This window comes from Bradyrhizobium sp. HKCCYLRH2015 (assembly GCF_051168215.1).
Taxonomy (GTDB): Bacteria; Pseudomonadota; Alphaproteobacteria; order Rhizobiales; family Xanthobacteraceae; genus Bradyrhizobium.
Genome location: NZ_JBNPUO010000006.1, coordinates 259,604 through 279,530 on the forward strand (window position 1 = coordinate 259,604; position 19,927 = coordinate 279,530).

At 66.2% G+C, this 19,927-nt stretch carries 20 protein-coding genes; 5 read left to right on the plus strand and 15 right to left on the minus strand.

Features of this window, described 5'->3' with window-relative positions; genetic code table 11:
• Positions 1 to 4: 4 nt before the first annotated feature.
• From ACQR1H_RS17720 to ACQR1H_RS17770, 11 genes are all read right to left on the minus strand, one after another.
• Entirely contained in the window at positions 5 to 1,048 is a 1,044-nt protein-coding gene (locus ACQR1H_RS17720; RefSeq protein WP_315805846.1) for an aromatic ring-hydroxylating dioxygenase subunit alpha, read from the minus strand.
• A 310-nt stretch (positions 1,049 to 1,358) separates the two neighbouring features.
• On the minus strand, positions 1,359 to 1,967 hold the full coding sequence (locus ACQR1H_RS17725) for a nuclear transport factor 2 family protein (protein ID WP_315805845.1): 609 nt from the start codon (positions 1,965 to 1,967) through the stop codon (positions 1,359 to 1,361).
• Positions 1,968 to 2,842: 875 nt separating this feature from the next.
• The gene (locus ACQR1H_RS17730; RefSeq protein ID WP_434839128.1) at positions 2,843 to 3,511 is read right to left on the minus strand and encodes a hypothetical protein; all 669 of its coding nucleotides are present in this window, start codon (positions 3,509 to 3,511) and stop codon (positions 2,843 to 2,845) included.
• Positions 3,512 to 3,646: 135 nt separating this feature from the next.
• Positions 3,647 to 4,315, minus strand: coding sequence for an NrsF family protein (locus ACQR1H_RS17735; RefSeq protein WP_434894084.1), 669 nt, complete (start codon positions 4,313 to 4,315; stop codon positions 3,647 to 3,649).
• The gene (locus tag ACQR1H_RS17740) at positions 4,312 to 4,944 is read right to left on the minus strand and encodes a sigma-70 family RNA polymerase sigma factor (protein ID WP_316238452.1); all 633 of its coding nucleotides are present in this window, start codon (positions 4,942 to 4,944) and stop codon (positions 4,312 to 4,314) included. The genes ACQR1H_RS17735 and ACQR1H_RS17740 overlap by 4 nt, the downstream gene beginning before the upstream one ends.
• Positions 4,934 to 5,401 (minus strand): DoxX family protein, encoded by a 468-nt coding sequence (locus ACQR1H_RS17745; RefSeq protein ID WP_316238499.1) that lies wholly within the window; start codon positions 5,399 to 5,401, stop codon positions 4,934 to 4,936. Before ACQR1H_RS17745 ends, ACQR1H_RS17740 begins: the two co-directional genes overlap by 11 nt.
• Before the next feature lie 29 nt (positions 5,402 to 5,430).
• Complete coding sequence (locus ACQR1H_RS17750) at positions 5,431 to 6,222, minus strand: HvfC/BufC N-terminal domain-containing protein (RefSeq protein ID WP_316238451.1); 792 nt, start codon at positions 6,220 to 6,222, stop codon at positions 5,431 to 5,433.
• On the minus strand, positions 6,206 to 7,093 hold the full coding sequence (bufB, locus tag ACQR1H_RS17755; protein WP_434907929.1) for an MNIO family bufferin maturase: 888 nt from the start codon (positions 7,091 to 7,093) through the stop codon (positions 6,206 to 6,208). The genes ACQR1H_RS17750 and bufB overlap by 17 nt, the downstream gene beginning before the upstream one ends.
• A gap of 55 nt (positions 7,094 to 7,148) precedes the next feature.
• On the minus strand, positions 7,149 to 7,496 hold the full coding sequence (locus ACQR1H_RS17760; protein ID WP_315804499.1) for a BufA1 family periplasmic bufferin-type metallophore: 348 nt from the start codon (positions 7,494 to 7,496) through the stop codon (positions 7,149 to 7,151).
• Positions 7,497 to 7,624: 128 nt separating this feature from the next.
• Positions 7,625 to 8,197 carry a TlpA disulfide reductase family protein gene (locus tag ACQR1H_RS17765; protein ID WP_316238449.1) on the minus strand — a complete coding sequence of 191 codons (573 nt, stop codon included), beginning with the start codon at positions 8,195 to 8,197 and terminating at the stop codon, positions 7,625 to 7,627.
• Between the two features lie 20 nt (positions 8,198 to 8,217).
• A complete protein-coding gene (locus ACQR1H_RS17770; RefSeq protein WP_434907930.1) occupies positions 8,218 to 8,562 on the minus strand; it encodes a hypothetical protein in 345 nt (114 codons plus the stop codon).
• 680 nt (positions 8,563 to 9,242) lie between these two features.
• Between ACQR1H_RS17770 and ACQR1H_RS17775 the strand changes: the two genes are divergently transcribed.
• Genes ACQR1H_RS17775 through ACQR1H_RS17785 form a run of 3 tightly spaced genes read left to right on the plus strand, consistent with a single transcriptional unit; the run spans position 9,243 to position 14,273 of the window.
• Positions 9,243 to 10,196 (plus strand): ABC transporter ATP-binding protein, encoded by a 954-nt coding sequence (locus ACQR1H_RS17775; protein WP_434845412.1) that lies wholly within the window; start codon positions 9,243 to 9,245, stop codon positions 10,194 to 10,196.
• Positions 10,189 to 13,125 carry a Gldg family protein gene (locus ACQR1H_RS17780; protein WP_434907931.1) on the plus strand — a complete coding sequence of 979 codons (2,937 nt, stop codon included), beginning with the start codon at positions 10,189 to 10,191 and terminating at the stop codon, positions 13,123 to 13,125. The genes ACQR1H_RS17775 and ACQR1H_RS17780 overlap by 8 nt, the downstream gene beginning before the upstream one ends.
• Positions 13,122 to 14,273 (plus strand): DUF4340 domain-containing protein, encoded by a 1,152-nt coding sequence (locus ACQR1H_RS17785; RefSeq protein ID WP_434907932.1) that lies wholly within the window; start codon positions 13,122 to 13,124, stop codon positions 14,271 to 14,273. The genes ACQR1H_RS17780 and ACQR1H_RS17785 overlap by 4 nt, the downstream gene beginning before the upstream one ends.
• 50 nt (positions 14,274 to 14,323) lie before the next feature.
• Here ACQR1H_RS17785 and ACQR1H_RS17790 read toward each other — a convergent pair whose 3' ends face one another.
• Both ACQR1H_RS17790 and ACQR1H_RS17795 read right to left on the minus strand, forming a co-directional pair.
• A complete protein-coding gene (locus ACQR1H_RS17790; RefSeq protein WP_434907933.1) occupies positions 14,324 to 15,004 on the minus strand; it encodes a hypothetical protein in 681 nt (226 codons plus the stop codon).
• An 8-nt stretch (positions 15,005 to 15,012) separates the two neighbouring features.
• Entirely contained in the window at positions 15,013 to 16,008 is a 996-nt protein-coding gene (locus tag ACQR1H_RS17795) for a M23 family metallopeptidase (RefSeq protein ID WP_434907934.1), read from the minus strand.
• A gap of 263 nt (positions 16,009 to 16,271) precedes the next feature.
• Between ACQR1H_RS17795 and ACQR1H_RS17800 the strand changes: the two genes are divergently transcribed.
• Complete coding sequence (locus ACQR1H_RS17800; RefSeq protein ID WP_434907935.1) at positions 16,272 to 16,751, plus strand: VOC family protein; 480 nt, start codon at positions 16,272 to 16,274, stop codon at positions 16,749 to 16,751.
• A 39-nt stretch (positions 16,752 to 16,790) separates the two neighbouring features.
• Here the strand turns inward: ACQR1H_RS17800 and ACQR1H_RS17805 are convergent, their stop codons facing one another.
• Complete coding sequence (locus ACQR1H_RS17805; RefSeq protein WP_434907936.1) at positions 16,791 to 17,510, minus strand: class I SAM-dependent methyltransferase; 720 nt, start codon at positions 17,508 to 17,510, stop codon at positions 16,791 to 16,793.
• A gap of 88 nt (positions 17,511 to 17,598) precedes the next feature.
• On the minus strand, positions 17,599 to 18,504 hold the full coding sequence (locus tag ACQR1H_RS17810) for a LysR family transcriptional regulator (RefSeq protein WP_315804489.1): 906 nt from the start codon (positions 18,502 to 18,504) through the stop codon (positions 17,599 to 17,601).
• A gap of 134 nt (positions 18,505 to 18,638) precedes the next feature.
• On the opposite strand from ACQR1H_RS17810, the gene ACQR1H_RS17815 reads away from it, so the two are divergent.
• Entirely contained in the window at positions 18,639 to 19,919 is a 1,281-nt protein-coding gene (locus tag ACQR1H_RS17815; protein WP_434874160.1) for a gallate dioxygenase, read from the plus strand.
• Positions 19,920 to 19,927: the final 8 nt, after the last annotated feature.

Here is a 19,927-nt window from a genome sequence, read left to right on the forward strand (position 1 = left end):
CATTCTACTCCGCGGCTTCACGCAGCGGCGTTTCGCGCGCGATCATCCGATCGATGATCCGCCGTGCCCACATTGCGCCTGCATCGATGTTGAGATTGTAGAACACGCGCCCCGGATTCTCGTCCATCGCGCGCTGCTGCGCTTCCAGGATCAGTTCGTCCTCGCGGAAGATGCCCGACACACCCTCGCGGATCTCGGTCGTCAGCCGCTGCTCGGTGAGCTGGTAGTTGCGGGCGAACGCCCAGAAATAATGGCAGGTCGTGTCGGTCTCCGGCGTGATGGTGTTGAGCACCATGCCGTTGACGCCCTGCGAGCGGTCACCCTCCGGCGCGCCCGTCCCGGTCGGCGCGACGCCGACGTCGATCGTCACCGTGCACGGCGCCTCGAAGCGGATGATCTGCCAGCGGTCCACCAGGCCCGGCTTGCCGAGCTGCTTCGCCCAGAATGGGGGCGGCTCGATACCGCGCATCCAGCGCGTCACGGTGGCGGTGCGCTCGCCATGGGTGACGTCGAACGGCGCTTCGGCCACCGCGTCGTTGCCGATCGACGAGCCGTGCACGAAGGTCTCGTGCGTGAGATCCATCAGATTGTCGACCACCAGCCGGTAGTCGCATTTGACGTGGATGGTCTTGCCGTCGCCGGCCCAGGCCGGATCGTGATTCCAGTGCATGTCGGGAATAATAGCGGGATCGGCCAGCGCCGGATCGCCCATCCACAGCCAGATGAACCGATGCCGTTCGACCGCCGGATAGGCACGTACGCAGGCCGAGGGATTGATGGTCTCCTGCGACGGCATGAAGGTGCAGCGGCCCTGCGGGCTGAATTTCAGGCCATGATAGCCGCAAACGACGGTGTCGCCTTCCAGCCGGCCCTTGGACAGCGGCACCAGCCGGTGCCAGCAGGCATCTTCGAGCGCGGCGATGGTGCCATCGGCCTTGCGGTACATCACGACGTGCTTGCCGCAGATCGTCCGCGGCAGCAGGGCCTGCTTGACCTCGGCGTCCCAGGCCGCGGCGTACCATGCATTCATTGGAAAAGAAGCGGCCATGGCGTGTCCTCGTGTCGGTATACTTCCAACTGAGCATTGTATACAGCAAGCAAAGGATGAGACGCAAGTTCCGCCTTCTTTCGGCAAAAACTGCCGATCCTGTATACAGCACCCGCGCGACGGTTCCGCTCCAAGGAACAAGGCTGACGGACAATCCTTTCTGATTCAGGTACTTGCGCTGATTCCTCGCTACGCACTCCGAGCCACAGTCACCCGCTCTGTAACGGCACCAGAGATCCGCCGGATCAGCCCCTCACGGCGAGAGCTGGTCCCGTTCGGAGCGCGGCTCCGGCGAGGCAGGGGTCGACGATCACAGCCCCTCGCCCCGAAGCCACGCGGCGCCGCGCGCATAGAGCGCTTCGACCTCCGGCCCCTTCAGCCCGGGCATGTCGCGCTTCACCGTGTAGCCGATGCGCGTCTGCAGATAAGCGAGATGCCGATACCCCACGGGAAACTGCTCCAGCAGCGCACGGTCCAGCGCCGGCACCGCGCCGGGCGTCACCGGGTCCATGCGGTCCTTCTCGTAGATCGGCTGGCGCAGCACGATGCCCCATTTGCCCGCGCGCTTCTCGAGGAAGTCGTAGAAGCGGCCGGTGCACAGCACGTCGCAGACGACGCCCTCGACCTCGGCCCGCTGCGAGATCGTCATCTTGGTCTGGGAGATCGCGCGATGACCGGCGAGATCGACCGAGATGCCGCCGAGGAAGTGCAGGATGTTGACACCCTTGGCCCAGGCCGCCTTGCTGATCTCGATGAACTCGTCGCCGGTGCCCTGCGTCCACGTCGCCATCATCCGCCCATCCGGATGCCACACCGTGCGGAAGCGCTCCCAGTCGCCGGCGTCGCGCCAGATCGCCCAGTTCTGCAGCAGTTCGCGGATCTGGCGGTCGTCTTCGATCTCAGCGGCGGTCTTGGTCATGGTGGTTTCCTCCTTGTGTTGTCGCTGCTGGATACGGGATCGCGGACGTACTGCAAAGTCACGGCTGCTCATGGCTGCCCGGACCGCGCGACAAATTCGGTGTCGTCCCGGCCTCGAGCCGAGCCCCATAACCACCGGCCCTCGGGGTGAGGCGAGATCGGTCGGCCATCGTGCCTCGAACTTCTCGCTGTGGTTATGGGGTCCTGGATCGGCGCGCGCGTGGCGCGCTTGTCCGGGACGACACCGAATGTGAGGCGAGCGCGTGCTCCCCGCGGCGCGCAGCGCCCGAGTGATGCATTCGTCATGCCCCTCTGAACAACGAGAGGGCGCGAGGAAGGCCGGACCTCGGCTGAGGCCCGTGGCCCGCCTGCTCAAAAGAATGCAGGCGGCAGGTACCACAGGTACAGCCGGACAGACCCGGCCTTCCCCGCGCGATAGTTTTACGGTGTCCTTCGTGCTCTCCCTGGGGATCGGCTTTCTTGCCCCCATCGCCCGCGCGTGCCCATAAGCAACGACCGCGAACTTGACCTCAGCGTCGAGAGGCCAGGACCACACGACTTCGCCGTCCGTCACGGCTGCGCTCGTCTGGCACAGCCGTCACGTCCATCGCAGCCCGCCTCCACGTTCGTGACGACGCGTACGTCCCTCTGCTCGAGGCGGGTTGCAGAGATATAAGCATGTTTTCTGAAAACCAGCAATCATTATTTTCGCTGATGGTCGCGGCCGGTGGGTAACCTTGCATCCTCGTTCTGACGAAAGGTCCGGCCGGCCATGACGGAGCGCAAGCCACTGACGACGAGTTGGGAGTCCTGGATCGAAGTCCGCTGGCAACGATCCCGCGGCGCGTGACGCCCAGCGGGATCGCAGCCGATGATCTATTCCGGAATCCGCGCGATCAGCTGGTGATGGGCATTGACGCCGATGTCGCCGCGCTTCGCGCCATGCGTCATGCCGTCGCTGTGATAGACCAGCAGCACGGCGTTGTCGTGGGTCAGCGGCTGCGGCGCGATGATCATCAGCTTCGCCCTGCCGTCCGGCCCGGCCACGAAATCATTGGCCGTCGCAGTGCCATCGAGCGGCGTGAAGCCGACCGGCTTTTGATCGAAGTGATTCTCGAACAGGCTGTAGTGACCGCCCGGCTTCAGATGGTCGAAGCTCATGGCGATCTCGACCTTGCCGCCGGCCGAAGGAGTGAGCGTCACGCTGCCGCTCGCCGCGAGCCAGTCGCCGAGCGTGAAGCCGATCGGCTCGCCATTCGCATTGGCGACCGCGGCGGTCTTCGCATCCTGCTCGATGAAGGCCGGACGGAAACCCGCGACGTGGGAGATGTTCTGCGGCCCGACGGCGGCCAACGCCGCGGCGTCCGCGACGAAGGCATGGGGATCGAGCGGCTTCGGCTGCTTCGTCTCCGCCGAGAAGAATGCCGCGTGGGTGACGAACGACAGATGGGTCGCATCGGCAGCCCGGCTGGCGCCGGACGGCACGAGCGCCGCCAGCATCAGCGCCGCACTGGCCAACCCGGCAAGGCTTTTCGATCGTTGCATTGTCTCAATCTCCTCGCGCCTGTGAACATCGACGCGCGATGCGCGTCCCGAGGGGCTGTCTGCGCCTGAGCCCGGAGACTGTTCGCTCCAAGCACGACGAAGGTTACGGTCCCCGTCAGTCCACCGACCGCGAGCTCAGTCCTGCGCAAAGACGCGCGGCGCGACCCAGCCGAACATCCGACGTCCGAACAGGCCACCCGCGCCGATCAGCAGGACAGCCGTTCCGACGTTCCACATCAGGATCATCACCGAGGCGTCGATCGTATGAAACAGCGCGAGCGCCGTCGACGTGATCGCGGACACGGCGAGGCCGCCGGTCAAGGCGACGATGGTCGGCCGCAGACGCGCCGCGTAGCGCAGCATCACCAGCAGGGCCAGCGACAACGGCAGGCTCGTCACAGCAAGCGTCGTGAAGCAGCGGGCCGCCTCGCCAGGGCTCATGCCGTCGGGACCAACCGCAACCCAGTCGGTGAGGCACTGATAGCCGATGTTGGACAGCCATAGCGCCAGCGCCGGCATCGGCAGCAGCATCCACCACCGCGAGCGGTCGGGAAGACTGACCAGGAATGCCGCGATCGCGGCCAGCACGCCGGTCAGGATCGAGCCGACGAGACTGGTCACGAATGGCGCATCGTGCAGACGCTGCGCCAGATCCGGACGGATCCCCTGGTTGACGGCGAGCAGCGCCACTACGGCGCCTGCCCCGATCAGCCAGCCGCAGGCACGCAGCAGCGGCGGCCGCAGCCGCTTGACCGGCCGCATGTCGTTCGCAAGAGAGTCGATCAGATCGCCGGTCTGGATCATGGCTCGTTCCGCGGAATGAGCAGCTTCTGAAGACTCTTCAGAGCGCGATGCATGTTCACCTTCAATGAGGTCGTGGACATTCCGGTTGCCGCCGAGGCCTCCTTGAGCGACAGCTCCCTGAGCTTCAACAGGCGCACGGCTTGTTGCTGTGCGGGCGGGAGGTTGTCGATCGCCAGCTCCAATTCGCGGCGGTCGGGCGCCGCCTCCACGCCGGTCTCGGGCCCGGCTGCGATCTCGTGCTCGGGAGACAACACAGTCTCACGCCGCCATTGGCGCGACTGCCGCCGTACTCGGTCGATCAGGCGACGGTTGGTGATGGTCACCAGCCACGGCGCGAACGGGCGCGTCGGATCGTAGGTGTGGCGGACCGAGTGAATGGTCAACAGCACGTCCTGCACCGCGTCCTCGATGTCGCTGCGCTGCTTGCAGCGCCGTGCCGCGAGAGAGCGAAGGTAGGGCGTGATCTCCTGCAGCAGCCGCTGATAGGCGACACGATCACCCTCCTGGGCATGCGCCATCAGAATCGCCCAATCGAGCGCGCGCCGTCCCGGCTTGAGGTCCGCCCCGCTCGGCGCGTCCACCGGGACGAGCCTCAGCCGCGGTGCAGGACCGCTCTGGTCACTGCCCATCGGCGCCCTCCAGCTTTCGACCGAGCGACAGGACGAGATGATCGAGGCTGATGAGCCCGGGCCCGAGCGCGATGATCGCAACCGCCATCGCAGCCCAGGGCAGATGAAAATTGGCCCAGCCATCCGGGACGACGAGCTGGATGAAGGCGGTCATGACCAACAGCCCGAGCGCGCTGATCCGGGTCGCCAGCCCGGCCACCAGGAGAACCGGCAGCAGCATCTCGGCCACGCCATCGAGATGAGCGAACACCGCAGGCCAGGGAAAATCATAGGCCTGACCGAACAGATGCAGCTTGAACTCGTCCTCGAACAGATACGCCGCGGCCGGTGACAGCGACAGGAAGCCATCCCATTTGGTGAGCCCGGATCTGAAGAACGGCGCCGCAAGCGCGATGCGCAGCATCGGCGGCGCGACGATCAGAGCCAGCCGCACGAGCCGATCGATCGCATCCGACATGGGCAACGCGAGAGCCCGGCTGTCCGCGCTCATGACGCCTCCGCCATCGTCACGTGGTCGGAGCCGATCACGGCTCCGCCATGGATCAGATCGTGCAGGGTGCCGGCAAGGTCGAAGCCGGCATCCTCGCGCAGCGCGTCTTCGACCGCCATCAGTATCGACCGACCGGCCAACAAGGCCTGAACGAACGCAAGGCTGCCCGACGGGATCGCGCGAACCACGACATCGGCTTCGGGACGGACGATCAGAACCGCCTCACCACCGCCCGCGTCGAGATCGACCGGGCCAGCAATTCCCTCCGCGACATTCATCTGCCAGACCGTAAGCACGGGAAACGCCGAGCACACCAGCCGCAGGGATGGATGCAAGTGCAGGCGGAGGGCCGGCAGATCGGCCGGCGCTACGGCGGCGAAAGCCGCAGGCGTGACCGGCTCGGCTTCCGCCGCATGATACGACTCGGTCCAGGCGCGCTCCATCGCTGCGACGTCGGCGAGATACGGCAGCACTGACGCCGGCGCGAAGCCGCGAATGAACGCCGCGAAGCCGCTGCCATAGTCGAGCAGGATCGGCGAGCTCGGTAGCTCGGACGACAGATAGCAGCGCGCCATGGCATGGAAGAACTCCGCTCCGACGATGCGATACACCGCCGGGTAGGCGTCCTTCAGTGTTGCGGTCAAGCCGGCGACGACATTGTTGCGATAAACTCCGAACCGGCGGTCGCTCGGCCTCCCGTCCGGCCCGACTAGACCTGGAGGCACCGGCTGCGCGGGATCGAGCAGTGCGCGCGCAAAGCCGCCGAGACGTTCAGCAAGCGGCGGCATTACAGACCACCTCCAGCGACGGCGAGAGCATGACGGCCTCTGCGTGGCGGGCCTCCGCCGCAAGCACCTGCCATGGCGGCACCTCAGCGTCCCACTCGATCAATGTCGGCACCGGGCCGGTCGCGCGGATCGCATGCGCATACAGCGACCAGACGACGTCGTCGACCGGTCGGTCGTGGGTGTCGATCAGCAGCGGCCTGCCATGTTCGTCGACTTCGCGGGCGTGGCCGGCAAGATGGACCTGCAACACCTGCGCGAGCGGCAAGGCGGCGAGATAGCCATGCGGGTCCCACTGCTGATTGGTCGCGGCGACATGGACGTTGTTGACGTCGAGCAGCAGCCCGCAGCCCGTGCGGCGGGCGACCTCGGCGATGAAGTCGGGCTCGGACCAGTTGCTCTCGGTGAACGCGACGTAGGTCGATGGATTTTCCAGCAGCATCCGCCGGCCGAGCACGCTCTGCACCTCGTCGACGTGATCGCAGACGCGGATAAGGGTCTCGCTCGTATAGGGAACCGGAAGCAGATCGTTGAGAAAGCCGCTACCGTGCGACGACCAGGCGAGGTGCTCGGAAAACAACCCTGGTTCGTAGCGGTCGACCAGATGCTTGAGACGGCCGAGATGGGCCTGGTCGAGCGGCCGATCGGCCCCGATCGACAATCCGACTCCATGCAGCGACAGCGGATAGCGCTCGCGAACGGCCGTGAGATAGCGATGCGGCGGCCCGCCCGCGCCCATGTAGTTCTCGGCATGGACTTCGAAGAAGCCGATATCGGGCCACGTTTCGACGATACCGCGATAGTGCTCGGCCTTGAGGCCGACGCCGCCCCGCGCGGGGATCCGGTCGGCCGTCGAGAATTGCGCGCGTGCCACGTGCAGACTCCGATCGAGAGAAATGGCGGGCCGCAAGCAGCCCGCCGACGATGTCTCAGGCCTTCGGCGTTAGGCTACCCGGACCCTTGGGGGTCTGCATTGTCGTGCAAGTCCCCTTCGGCTCCAGCTTGAACGAATTGCCCTGATAATCGATCGTGCTGGTACCCGCGCAGGTCGTGCCGGCGCCAGCAAAACAGTCGTTCTGGCCCTTCAGCGCGACGCCAAAACACTTCTCCATCTTGCCGTCCTTCATGGCCTTCATGGTCTCGGCCTGCTTGGCCTTCATCATCTTTTCCATGTCGCCCTTGGCCATCGTCTCCGCCGAGGCGGACGTGACGGCGAGCGCGCCGGCAGCGACCGCAAATGCGCCGACGATCATTGCGGACAGCGTGCGATTGGACATGCGAATTCCTCCATTCTCCGGGTTTCAGCCTGCGGACATTGCAGGTGTCTGGCGGCCATCGGCGCGCCTGTCCATCGGTTCGCTCCAATGCATCGGAAGGTTACGCTGACTGCTTCGCGATTCATCGCTCAGTTGCGCCCGAGATATTCGAGCAGATCTGCCGCCGCCGACGACGACCAGTCGGCCGCACCCGGGAGGTATCCGACGATCAGACCTGAAGCCGAGATCAGATAGGTGATCGGCATGCCATACAGCGTAAACGGCGCAGGCCTGCCACCGTCGTCTCCGGATTGCGCCACGTATCCGTTCGGATCGAGGCAGATGGACAGCGACGTCAGCCTCAGCGCGCGCACGAAGCGACCGACACTGTCGCGATCGCTGCGGTCTTCGGATACCGCGAGGACGTGCAGGCGCTGGCGCGCGACACTGCGTGCAAGCCGATCGAGCTCCGGCAGCTCGATGCGGCAGGCCGCGCACCACGAGGCCCAGAAATTCAGCACGATTGGCGCGCCGCGTAGCGCGGCGAGATCGAGCGTACCGCCGTCGAGGCGAAACAGCCGTATCGCCGGCAGGCTCTGCTGCGGCCGCAACAGCGTGAGTTGGTGACGGCCGGTTGTGAAGGCAGGCACGTCGTCGTCGGCGGATGCAGCCGAAGCGGATCCCGCGCGCGCCATGAGCGCCGTCAGCAGCCCGCCGATCACCTCGCGCCGGCTCGCAACGCTCACCGCGCCAGTTCCTCGATGGCAAACGCTGGCGAAAACTGCGGAACGGCGGGCCGGAACGCGATGAAGGCGAACAGCGGATTGGGCAGCCAGTACAGCCATCCGATCGACGGCTCGCGCCGGCCGTCCGAGAGCTCCAGGTCGAGCCACACATACAGGAATTTGTAGATGCACAGTCCGGGAATCCAGTTCGGACGCAGATGGCGTGTTCTCAGGCAGCGCCACCGAATGTAGAAGTTTCCCTCGAACGGCGTGATGTCCCAGAGTCCGACAGGCCCCTCGGCGATTACCTCGCCGCTGGGACGGTGCGTGATGCGCACGATGCGCGACTGCCTCTTGTGCAATTGAATACCTCCCACCCGCGTGTCCGGATGCTGCCATTCGACGATACGATCTCAGACCGGGAAAGGTTACCAGGCGACTCGTCACGGCCGCGCAAATCACAGTCGTGCGACGGGTAGTTCCGGTCCGACGACCCGAAAGGAGCCGCGCTCCGACGCGCGGTCTTGCGAGCGGACGAAGATCGCCGGGATGTCGTGGACCGTGACGCCCTCATTACCACGACGGCCAAGTGCCAGGCCACGCGCAGCCGTCGAAGTCATGCGCACCGGCGCGGATCGCGGTCGGCGCAGCACGTGCGTTCGACTTGCCCGCTCACATCCAATTGACCGGTCGTGATCGATCCAGGGCGGCTGCCCCCGCTTGATTCATCTGCTCGCGTTCGATTAGTTAGCCGCAACCAACAGAACGGCGGGAAACAAACGCTTCACGACCTCCCAAGGTGTTGCACAAGGCTTCGTCGCACGATGTGCTCTTCCGGATGATGACTCCCCCCATCGCATAGGCCGGGCCGCTCTGAACCGCTGCGCTCGGCGCGCCGATCTCTCAGCTTCCATGCCGACGACCACCGGTTCGGTCGGCCCGATCCTCTCAGCTGCATCCGACGCGCGTGCCGCCGGTGATCGATCCTGCATGTCGATCAGGATCCGGCGCCGCGACGGCCAACTCAGGAGCGACACGTCACATGATCTCCGCCGAACACCTGACCCGCCAATACGGGTCATTCACCGCCGTCGACGACGTCTCCTTTGAGGTCGGCGACGGCGAGATCGTCGGCCTGCTCGGGCACAATGGCGCCGGCAAGACCACCATCATGAAAATGCTGACGGGCTATCTCGAGCCGACCGCCGGCACGGCGACCATTCATGGCCACGACATCGGCAGGCAGCGCCGGCAGGCGCAGGCACTGATCGGCTACCTGCCCGAGAATTGTCCGCTGTATCCCGAGATGACAGTGGTCGAATTCCTCGACTACGCGGCGGAGCTGAGAGGAATCCCGCCGGGCGCCCGGGCGCAGGCGCTGCGCGATGCCATCGCCGCGACCGGCCTTGCGGAAAAGGCCACCGCGCCGATCGCGAGCCTGTCGCGCGGCTACCGGCAGCGCACCGGCGTCGCACAGGCGATCCTGCACAAGCCGAAGATCGTGATCCTCGACGAGCCGACCAACGGCCTCGATCCGTCGCAGATCGCCCAGATGCGCGGACTGATCAGGGATCTCGCGAAGACCGCGACGGTGATCCTGTCGACCCACATCCTCCAGGAGGTGCGCGCCGTGTGCGAGCGCGTGCTGGTGATCAACCGCGGCCGGCTGGCGCTCGACACAAGGATGAGCGATCTCGGCGGGCCTGGCCGGCTGCGTCTCGTCACCAGCGGGCCGCCCGACCTGGTCGAGCGGCTGGTCACAGGGCTTGGCCTCGTCAAGAGCGTCGAGCGGCTGACGGCGGCCGAGCCCGGCCATGCCTATGCCCTCAACCTCAATGGCCACGCGGCCAGCGCCGTGGCGCCGGCCGTCGCCCGCGTCATCACCGACAACAAGCTCGATCTGTTCGCCCTGCATCCCGAACAGCGCGATCTCGAAACCCTGTTTGCCGACATCACCGGCGCCGGCGCGCCGACCCCGGAGGCCCTGCATGCATAACGTTCTTCGTATCGCTCGCAAGGAGCTGGCCGTCTTCTTCGCCTCGCCCGCGGCCTTCATCTTCATGGCCGCGTTCCTCGCCGTCACCCTGTTCCTGTTCTTCTGGGTCGACCGCTTCTTCGCCCGCAACATCGCCGACGTCCGGCCGCTGTTCGAATGGATGCCGGTGCTGATGATCTTCATCGTGTCGGCCATCACGATGCGGATGTGGAGCGAGGAGCGGCGCGCCGGCACGCTGGAGTTCCTGCTGACATCGCCGGTCGCGCCGCTGCAGCTGGTCCTTGGCAAGTTCCTCGCCTGCCTGGCCCTGGTCGCGATCGCGCTGGCGCTGACGCTGCCGCTCCCGATCACGGTCTCCATGATCGGCCGGCTCGACTGGGGACCGGTGGCCGGCGGCTATCTCGCCGCGCTGGCCCTCGCCTCCGCCTACATCTCGATTGGCCTGTTCGTCAGCGCCCGCTCAGACAACCAGGTCATCAGCCTGATCGTCTCCACCCTGATCTGCGGCGCGTTCTATCTGCTCGGCTCCAACACGCTGACCTCGCTGACCGGCAACGAAGGCGGCGAGCTGCTGCGCCAGCTCGGGGCCGGGTCGCGCTTCGAGTCGATCGCCCGCGGCGTCATCGACCTGCGCGACCTCTATTACTATCTCAGCATCTTCGGCGTCTTCCTGGTGCTCAATCTCTATGTGCTGGAGAGCCTACGCTGGTCGTCGCAGGGCCGCGCGCCGCAGCACCGGCGCTGGCGCATGGTGGCCGCGCTCACGGTGGCCAATCTCGTCGCGGTCAACCTGTGGCTCGGCCAGCTCCCGGCCGCACGGGCCGATCTCACCGCGGGACACATCTACTCGATCTCGGACGAGACAAGGAGCTATCTCGGCCAGCTGCAGGAGCCGCTGCTGATCCGGGGCTATTTCAGCGCCCAGACCCACCCGCTGCTGGCGCCGCTGGTGCCGCGGCTGCGCGATCTCCTGAAGGAGTACGAGATCGCAGGACAAGGCAAGGTCCGGGTCGAGTTCGTCGACCCGATGCAGAACGCCGCGCTCGAGGCGGAAGCCAACAAGCAGTACGGCATCCAGCCGGTGCCGTTCCAGACCTCGAGCAAGTATCAGGCGTCGGTGACCAACTCCTACTTCAACATCCTCGTCAAATATGGCGATGAGTACACGACGCTCGGTTTCCGCGATCTCATCGAGGTCAAGGAGCGCGGTGACGGCGACAGCGAGCTCGACGTCAATCTGCGCAATCCCGAGTATACGATCACGCGCGCGATCAAGAAGGTGCTGAACGGCTATCGCGGCTCCGGCGACGTTCTGGCCGGCCTGCCGCAGCCGGTGACGCTCGAGGCCTATATCTCGGCCAAGAACCTGCCCGAGCCGCTCGCCAAGCTGAAGACCGCGCTGCAGGAGCTGATCAAGGACTACCAGAGCAAGACGCCGGGCAAGCTCGATGCGAAGATCGTCGATCCCGACGCCGATGGCGGACAGATCGCCAAGACCCTGCAGGACGAATACGGCCTCGAGCCGCTTTCGCTCGGCCTGCTCAACCCGAAACGCTTCTGGTTCCATTTGATCCTGAAGAGCGGCGACAAGACCGAGCAGATCCAGCTGCCGGAGCAGCTCGACAAGGACGGCTTGAAGCGCAACATCGACGCCGAGCTGAAGCGCTTCACGCCCGGCGCGCTGCGCACCGTCGCGCTGTACACCCCGCCGGCGCAGCAGCCGATGCCGCAGCTCGGCATCCCCGGCAGCAGTGGGCCGTCGTTCGATCTGCTGCAGCAGAAGCTGCAGGAGAACACGCTCGTCGACGCCACCCAGCTGAAGGATGGACGCGTTCCCGAACGCGCCGACATCCTGTTCGTCGCCTCGCCGCAGCAGCTCGATCAGAAGCAGCTGTTCGCCGTCGATCAGTTCCTGATGAAGGGGGGCACGGTGATCGTCGCCACCTCGCCCTATCAGCCCTCGCTGCGCGGCAATCTCGACGTGACCAAGACGCCGTCCGGCCTGGAGGACTGGCTGGCGTTCCAGGGCGTGAAGGTCGGCGACAGCATGGTGCTCGACCGCCAGAACGCCTCGTTCCCGATCCCGAGCGAACGCGACGTCGGCGGCGGCATCAAGGTGCGGCAGATCCGGCTGATGGACTACCCGTTCTTCGCCGACATCCGCAGCGACGGGCTGGCGCAGGGCGCGGCACCCTCGGCCGGCACCCAGCAGCTGACGCTGTCCTGGGCCTCGCCATTGACGATCGACGCCGACAAGGTCGGCAAGAAGCGAAAGATCGTCGATCTGATCCAGAGCTCGCCGCATTCATGGACCGCCAAGACGACCAACGTCGTGCCGGACTTCAAGGCGCATCCCGACACCGGCTTCCCTCCTGCCGACAAGCAGGGGCGCCAGCTGCTCGGGGCCATGATGGAGGGCGAGTTCACGTCGTTCTTCGCCGGCAAGCCATCGCCTCTCGCCAAGGACGCTGCCGAGCCCAAACCCGACGCAAAGGCTGATGCAAAGCCCGATGACGCGGCGAAGACGGCGGCTGCCGACGCCAAGCCCAGCATCACCGGCGTGATCTCCCGCTCGCCCGAAAGCGCGCGGCTGATCGTGATCGGCTCGGGCACTTTCCTGTCGGACGACGTGCTGCAACTCGCCTCCAGCGTCGACCGCACGCAATATCTGGCGCCGCTCGACTTCGCACAGAACCTGGTCGACTGGTCGCTGGAGGACCGCGGGCTGCTGGCGCTGCGCAGCCGCGGCGGCCAGTTCTCGCGCACGCTCGCCCCGATGCAGAGCGGCGGCCAGATGTTCTGGGAATACCTGAACTATGCGCTCGCGCTCGCAGGGCTCGCCCTCGTCTACATCGTGCGCCGCGCGCTGCGGCTCGGCGCCCAACGGAGATATCTCAACATGCTCGGCATCGCGGAGGCGCGGACATGAAAGGGCTTCCCATCCTGCTCACGGCGCTGCTGGGTGGCCAGCTCGCGCTGGCTCTCACCTTCGCGGTCAACCGTTCCGATCATGCCGCGTTCGACGCCAAGGAGCCGCTGGTCGCGTTCGCGCCGGCCAAGGTCGATCAGGTCGCGATCGACGACGATGCCGGCCACACCGTCACCCTCGCGCGCAAGGACGGCAAATGGGTGATCCCCGCCTTGGCCGACTTTCCCGCCGACACGACGAAGGTCAATGGCCTGCTCGACCGCATCGCCGGCCTGAAGAAAGGCTGGCCGATCGCGAAGACCGAGGCCGCAGCCGAGCGCTTCAAGGTCACCGAAAAGGTTCATGAGCGCCGCGTGGTGCTGACGAGCGGCGGCAGCCGGGTCGGTGAGCTCCTGGTCGGGACCTCGCCGGCGTATCGCCAGGTGCATGTGCGGGCCGGCGATGCCTCTCCGGTCTTTGCCGTCGAGCTGGCGACCTACGACATCGGCGCGGAGCCCAGCGCCTGGATGCAGCACGACATGCTGGACACGCCGCGCGACAAGATCGCCAGCGTCAATGTCGGCGACGTCACCATCGATGGCAAGGACGGCAAGTTCACGCTGGCGGGGCTCGGCAAGGACGAGAAGCCGCGGCCCGACAAGATCGATTCCCTGGTCGGCGCGATGGCGCATCCCCCCTTCGATAACGTGCGCGGCAAGGGCAAGGCGGCGCTGGCGCAGACGGATGCGCCCGACGTCACCGTCATGCTGAAGCGGACCGATGGAAGCGAGCTGGCCTATCGCTACAAGAAGGACGCCGCCGGTGGGGGCTATCTGTTCACGCGGTCGGCGGAGGACTATCTCTTCCATGTCAACGCCGACGCCGCCGCGCCGGTCGTGCAGGCCACGCGCGCGGCATTGATCGAGCCGCCGAAACCGGACAAGGCGCCGGACGCCAAGAGCTCGAACGACAACAGCTCGAACAATAAGAGTTCGGACAACAAGGGCGCAGACGCCAAGAACCCTGATGACAACGTTAAGAAGGCCGAGACCTCAGGCGCCAAGACGGATCAGGCGCCGGCAGCGTCAGAGGCTGTTCCGCCGTCATCCCATGGCGCCGAGCAGGCCGCTCACGGCGGCGCGGAACCGCCAAAGTCGCCCGGCGGCTAGCGCACCGCGATGCGCAAATCCGGCTTCGCTGCGCAATCAGTGGAGCCGGATCACGACTTCCCAGCACGGATCGACATCACCCGTCCGCCCTTGAGCTCGAAGGAGAACGCATGCGGCGGATAGGTCCAGAGCTCGACGCCCTTCAATTCGCTCGGCTCGAAATGGTTGGGCTGGCCGAACACCTTCACCAGATCGTCGGTGGGGGCGCCGAGACCGACGCTGCTGAGCTCGTAGCCCGGAGCCGTCGTGGTGCCGTCGCCGGTGACCTGCAGCGCGACGATCTTATCGGCGGCCACGGTGACCACGAAATAAGGATAGTGCTCGCGCTGGCCGACGAAATAGATCCAGGCGACCTTGTCCTGCGCCTGCTTCAAGGTGCGGTGGGGCTGCCCGAGCGCAGCGGTCGCCGTGTCAGCACCGTCGCCGACCACCAGCGGGCCCAGCCGCATGCAGGCGCGCGCCATGACTGCGAGCAACAGCTCCTGTGACAGCTCGCGCGGCGGGGTCACGACGCAGCCGAAGCCGGCGCCGGCGCGTTTCCATTCGCCGCGCAGGTCCTTCAGATCGGCAGGAACGGCTGGCGCCGGTGGTGAGGGCGCCGGACGTGCCGGCGGCGGCGACGCCGGTCGCGGCGCCGATTGTGCATGCGCCGATGGCGAGAGCCACCCCGTCAGCATCGCCGCGGCGATCCCCACAAGCACCGCTTGAATGCGGCCCCCAGTCTTCACCATGTCGACGCCTACTTCCCACGCTTGCCCAGACCGCCAAAGGCGTCGGGATCGAACTTCCTCGGATCCACCGGCTCGTAGCGTGACCACTCCATGTCGGCAATCTCGTCGTATTGCTTAGTCCACCCGGAATCCACCGTCGCGTTGCCTTGCGCAACGGGCCGCAACTCGAAATGCATGATCTTGCCGGGGCCGGCCTCGGCGATCTTCTCGCCGCGCTTGAAGCGCGCGCCGACGGCCGGCATCTCGCCTTTGCCATCGACCAGACGACCGAGATGGGCATAACGGGTGAAGAGGACAGCGCCGTTCGGATAGCTGTGCTTGAGCACGACGTAGCGCCCGCAGCCGCCGACAAGCGGCAGGTCAGCGGGCGCCTGATCGGCCGCCTCCACCTTGACCACGACGCCATCCTCCATCACCCCGATCGGTGCCCCCTCCGTCCCGGCGTCGACATCGATACCGGGATGATCGCGCAGCGACCAGCAGCCGCACGAGGCCATTCCGGCTTCGGACGGCTGCTGCTGAGCCGGCGCGGCTGGCTGCACCGTCTGGAATTCGTTGACCAGCAGTCCGGGTCCCTCGGCGGAGGTGTAGATGTGGACGGCATAGAGCGTCAGCTTGCCGCCGACCTTCACCTCGCGCGGCAGGAAGCCATAAACGATGTCCTGCACGAAAACCTTGAGCTCCCGCCCCTTGGATGAACGCACCGTGATGCAATTCGAGACGCCGAGCTTCTCGACTTGGTCGAAGCCCGACATCGCCATCGACTTCTTCAAGAACCCCGTCTGACATGGACCCCCGGCACTCGCGAGGATGACCTCGAGCTTGAACGGCGCACCCGTCTTGATGTCGACACCCTTGGCCGGGCGCGGCAGCGCCAGAAGGTCGTCGAGACCGGCCTCCTTGTAGCGGGCGTAGTCGAACGCGGCTTCGGCGCGGTGGCCGCTGAGGACCACCAATGCCAGCAGGGTGAACACACCCCGGCGCGCGGCACGCGTGACGCTCATCTCACCACCCCCACTCACCGGTCGATCCCCCCGCGAGCCTACACGACAGGGCCGCACCCCGGCTACAACTGCTGCGTGATGAAGAATCCGCCGCGCAGGCCGGCCACAAAAAGTTCGTCCAAGGCAGATCATGATGTCGGATCGCGGCCGGCGGCTGCGTCCTTGGATCAAGCCGGATCGCGACGAGCCGGCGCGATCACAACCCCGAGCGCCGCGTCGTGAACCAGCGCGCGGCCTGCACTGAAATGGAAGGAAGCCCTGCCATGGCAAAGCCCAAGAACACGATCTGTCTGTGGTTCGACAAGGACGCAGAGGCCGCCGCGCGCTTCTATGCCGAGCTGTTTCCGGACAGCAAAGTGACGGCAGTCCATCGCGCGCCGGGTGACTACCCTTCCGGCAAGGCTGGCGACGTGCTCACGGTGGAATTCACCGTCTGCGGCATCCCCTGTCTCGGCCTCAATGGCGGACCTGCGTTCACCCACAACGAATCCTTCTCGTTCCAGATCGCCACCGACGATCAAGAGGAGACGGACCGCTATTGGACTGCCATCGTCGGCAATGGCGGCCAGGAAAGCCAGTGCGGCTGGTGCAAGGACAAATGGGGCATCTCCTGGCAGATCACGCCGCGCGCGCTCACCGATGCGATGACCGAAGGCGGCGCCGCCGCCAAGCGCGTCTTCGGCGCGATGATGACGATGAAGAAGATCGACGTTGCAGCAATCGAGGCGGCCCGGCGCGGGTGACGCCCGCGCGAAGCCGGAGCGCGTCGCGGCGTTCCGGCCCTACGGGCGCAGGCAGCGCAGCTGGAGGAACAGCGGCACGCGCAGCCAGCGCCGGCTGCTGTCGCGGGTGATCGCCGCTTCGGGGATCGACGGCTCGCGCAGCGCCTCGATCAGGAAGCCCGCCTCCTCCAACGCCGCAAAATAGCGCTGCAGAGGACGATGCGCGCTGTGAAAGATGATGCTGAAGCCGTCGCGCTCCATCGGATCGCTGTAGTTGAAGGAGTCCAGGTAGCTCCCCTGGATCACGAACGGCGCGTCCGGCGCCAGGCTGGCGAAGCGGCCGGCCGAATTGAGCGGATGGACGATCGCCATGCACAGCCGGCCGCCGGGCCTCAGCACTCGCGCCGCCTCGCGCACTGCGGCCGGCATCGCATCGACGTCCTGCAGCGACATGAAGGCGATCGCGAGATCGGCGCAGGCATCGGCCAGCGGCAGCGATGCCGCATCGGCGCGCACGACGGAGATGGCGGGATCGGCGGCGCGCGCCGCCGCGATCAGCGAGGGCGAAGCGTCGATGCCGATCACCCTGTGCCCCGAGGCGTTGAGATGACGCGACAACCGGCCCTCGCCGCAGCCGATGTCGAGCGTCAGCGCACCCGGCCCCGGCAGCAGGCTGGTGAACTGCTCGCGATGATGACGCCAGAAGCTGTCATGGCCCGGCGCCCTCGCCCAGGCTAGCCACTGGGCGGCCTGATCTTCCCATTGCTGGCGCAGATTCATGGCGGCTCTCGTAAGAGGTCAACTCAAGAGCCGCGCGTCTTAGACCTCTTTCCGGGGCCTGTCATGTGACGTTTTGGCAGCAGCCCGCTCAACCGCGCGCGGACGGGCTGCAGATCTCCTCGAGAAAATCGAGGAAGGCGCGGGCGCGCGAGGAGATCAGCTTGCGGCTCGGAAAGATCGCGGTGAGCTGCGCGGCGCGGGTGTCGAACACGACCCCCCTGCCGATCTCGACCAGCCGGCCCTCGCCGAGCAGCTCGACGCAATAGTGCTCCGGCAGAAAGGAAATGCCGGCGCCGTGGGCGACGGCGCGGCGCACCGCCAGCGGATTGTTGATGCGGGCGACATGCGCCCCGACGTCGAAGCGGACGAGATGACCATGCTGCTTGATCACCAGGGTGCGGTCGCCGTAGCGGCGCTCGCAGATCATGAGATGGCGCTCAAGCGCGCGGACGTCCTCGCCGATGTCGTGCGCGGCGAGATAAGCGGGGCTGGTCACCCAGATCAGGCGGCCGCCGATCAGCACCTTTTGCGCCAGCTCGGAATTCTCCTGCACGCCGACCACGACCGCGATGTCGAAGCGGTCGGCCAGCATGTCGATCGCGCGCGTCGTCGCCTCGACGTCGAGCTCGATCCGGGGATAGCGGCGGTGGAATTCGGCGAGTTGCGGCGCCAGGATCTCCTCGCAGAACGCCGGCGGCAGCGCCACCGAGAGCCGGCCGCTGGGGACGCCGGAGAGCCCGGTCATGACCGCGTCGGCCTCCGAGACCTGGTCCAGGATCTTCTGACATTGCTGGAAGAACAGCTCGCCCTCGCGGGTCACCCGGACGCGCCGCGAGTTGCGGTCGAACAGCCGGATGCCGAGATCCTGCTCGAGTCGGGCGACCGATTTGCTGACCGAGGATTTCGGCATGCCCAGCGACCGCGCGGCACCAGTCATGCCGCCGGTCGCCACCACCGCATGGAACACCGGAATGTCCTCGATCCGCCATTTCATCCTAGGGCTCTCGTTCATCGAGAGAAACAATCCGTGCACGTTAGCATGATTGTCTAGCATGGGAAACTTCGTAAGGTCGGCCCCGGCGCGGCCGCGGGTGACAGTCAGCCGCGGCCCATTTCGCGGAGGGACACATGGCCCGGATCATCGGCGGCATCGGCGCATCGCACTCGCCCACCATCGGCTTCGCACTCGACACCAACAAGCAGAGCGACCCTGCCTGGAAGCCGATCTTCGACGGCTTCGCGGCGGTGCGCGACTGGGTGAAGCGCAAGGACATCGACGTCCTGTTCATGATCTACAATGATCACATCACCTCGTTCTTCTTCGATCACTACTCGGCGTTCGCGCTCGGCATAGACGACCGCTATGTCGCGGCCGACGAGGGCGGCGGACCGCGCGACGTGCCGCCGGCGAAGGGGCATCTCGGCCTGTCGCAGCACATTGCGATGGCGATGGTCGCCGACGAGTTCGACATGTCGTTCTTCCAGGGCAAGCCGGTCGATCACGGCCTGCTGTCGCCGCTGTCGATGATGGGCGATGCCAGCGGCCCGTGGCCGGGCCGCGTGGTGCCGCTTCAGGTCGGCGTGCTGCAGCTGCCGATCCCCAATGCGAAGCGGATGTGGAAGCTGGGCAAGACGCTGCGCAAGGCGATCGAGAGCTATCCGGAGGATCTGAAAGTCGCCATCTTCGCCACCGGCGGGCTGTCGCACCAGGTGCATGGCGAGCGTGCCGGCTTTCTCAACGAGGACTGGGACAACGAATTCCTCGATCTGCTGGAAAAGGACCCGGAGCGGCTCACGGCGATGCGGATCGCCGATTATGCGGTCAAGGGGGGCATGGAAGGCGCCGAGGTGATCATGTGGCTGATCATGCGTGGTGCGCTGTCGGACGAGGTGAGGCTCGTGCACAGGCAGACCTACGCGCCGTCGGTGACCAACATCGCGACCCTGGTGTTCGAGGATCTCGGCGGCGCGCCGGATCCGCGGGAGGTCGCGACCTATCGCGCGCATATCGGACACGAGCTCGCGGGCGCCGAGACGCTGGCTGGCACCTATCCGTTCACGCATCGCCGCAGCCAGGCCAATTTCCGCATCAACGACTTCCTGCACCGGCTCGTGATCCCCGCGCATCGCAAGAGATTTGTTGAGGAATTCGACGCGCTCGCGGACGAGTACGAGCTCACGGGCGAGGAGCGCGAGCTCATCAAGAACCGCCGCTGGATCGAGATGATCAGGCGGGGCGTCAGCTTCTTCGTGCTGGAGAAGATGGCCGCGGTGATCGGCGTCTCCAACCCGGAGGTCTACGCAGCCTTCCGCGGCGAGACCCTGGAGGCGTTCCTCAAGACCCGCAAGGTGCCGATGCGCTATTCCGTCGCCGGCGGCGCCAAGGCGGATGAGATCGACGCGCATTGACTGGCGCG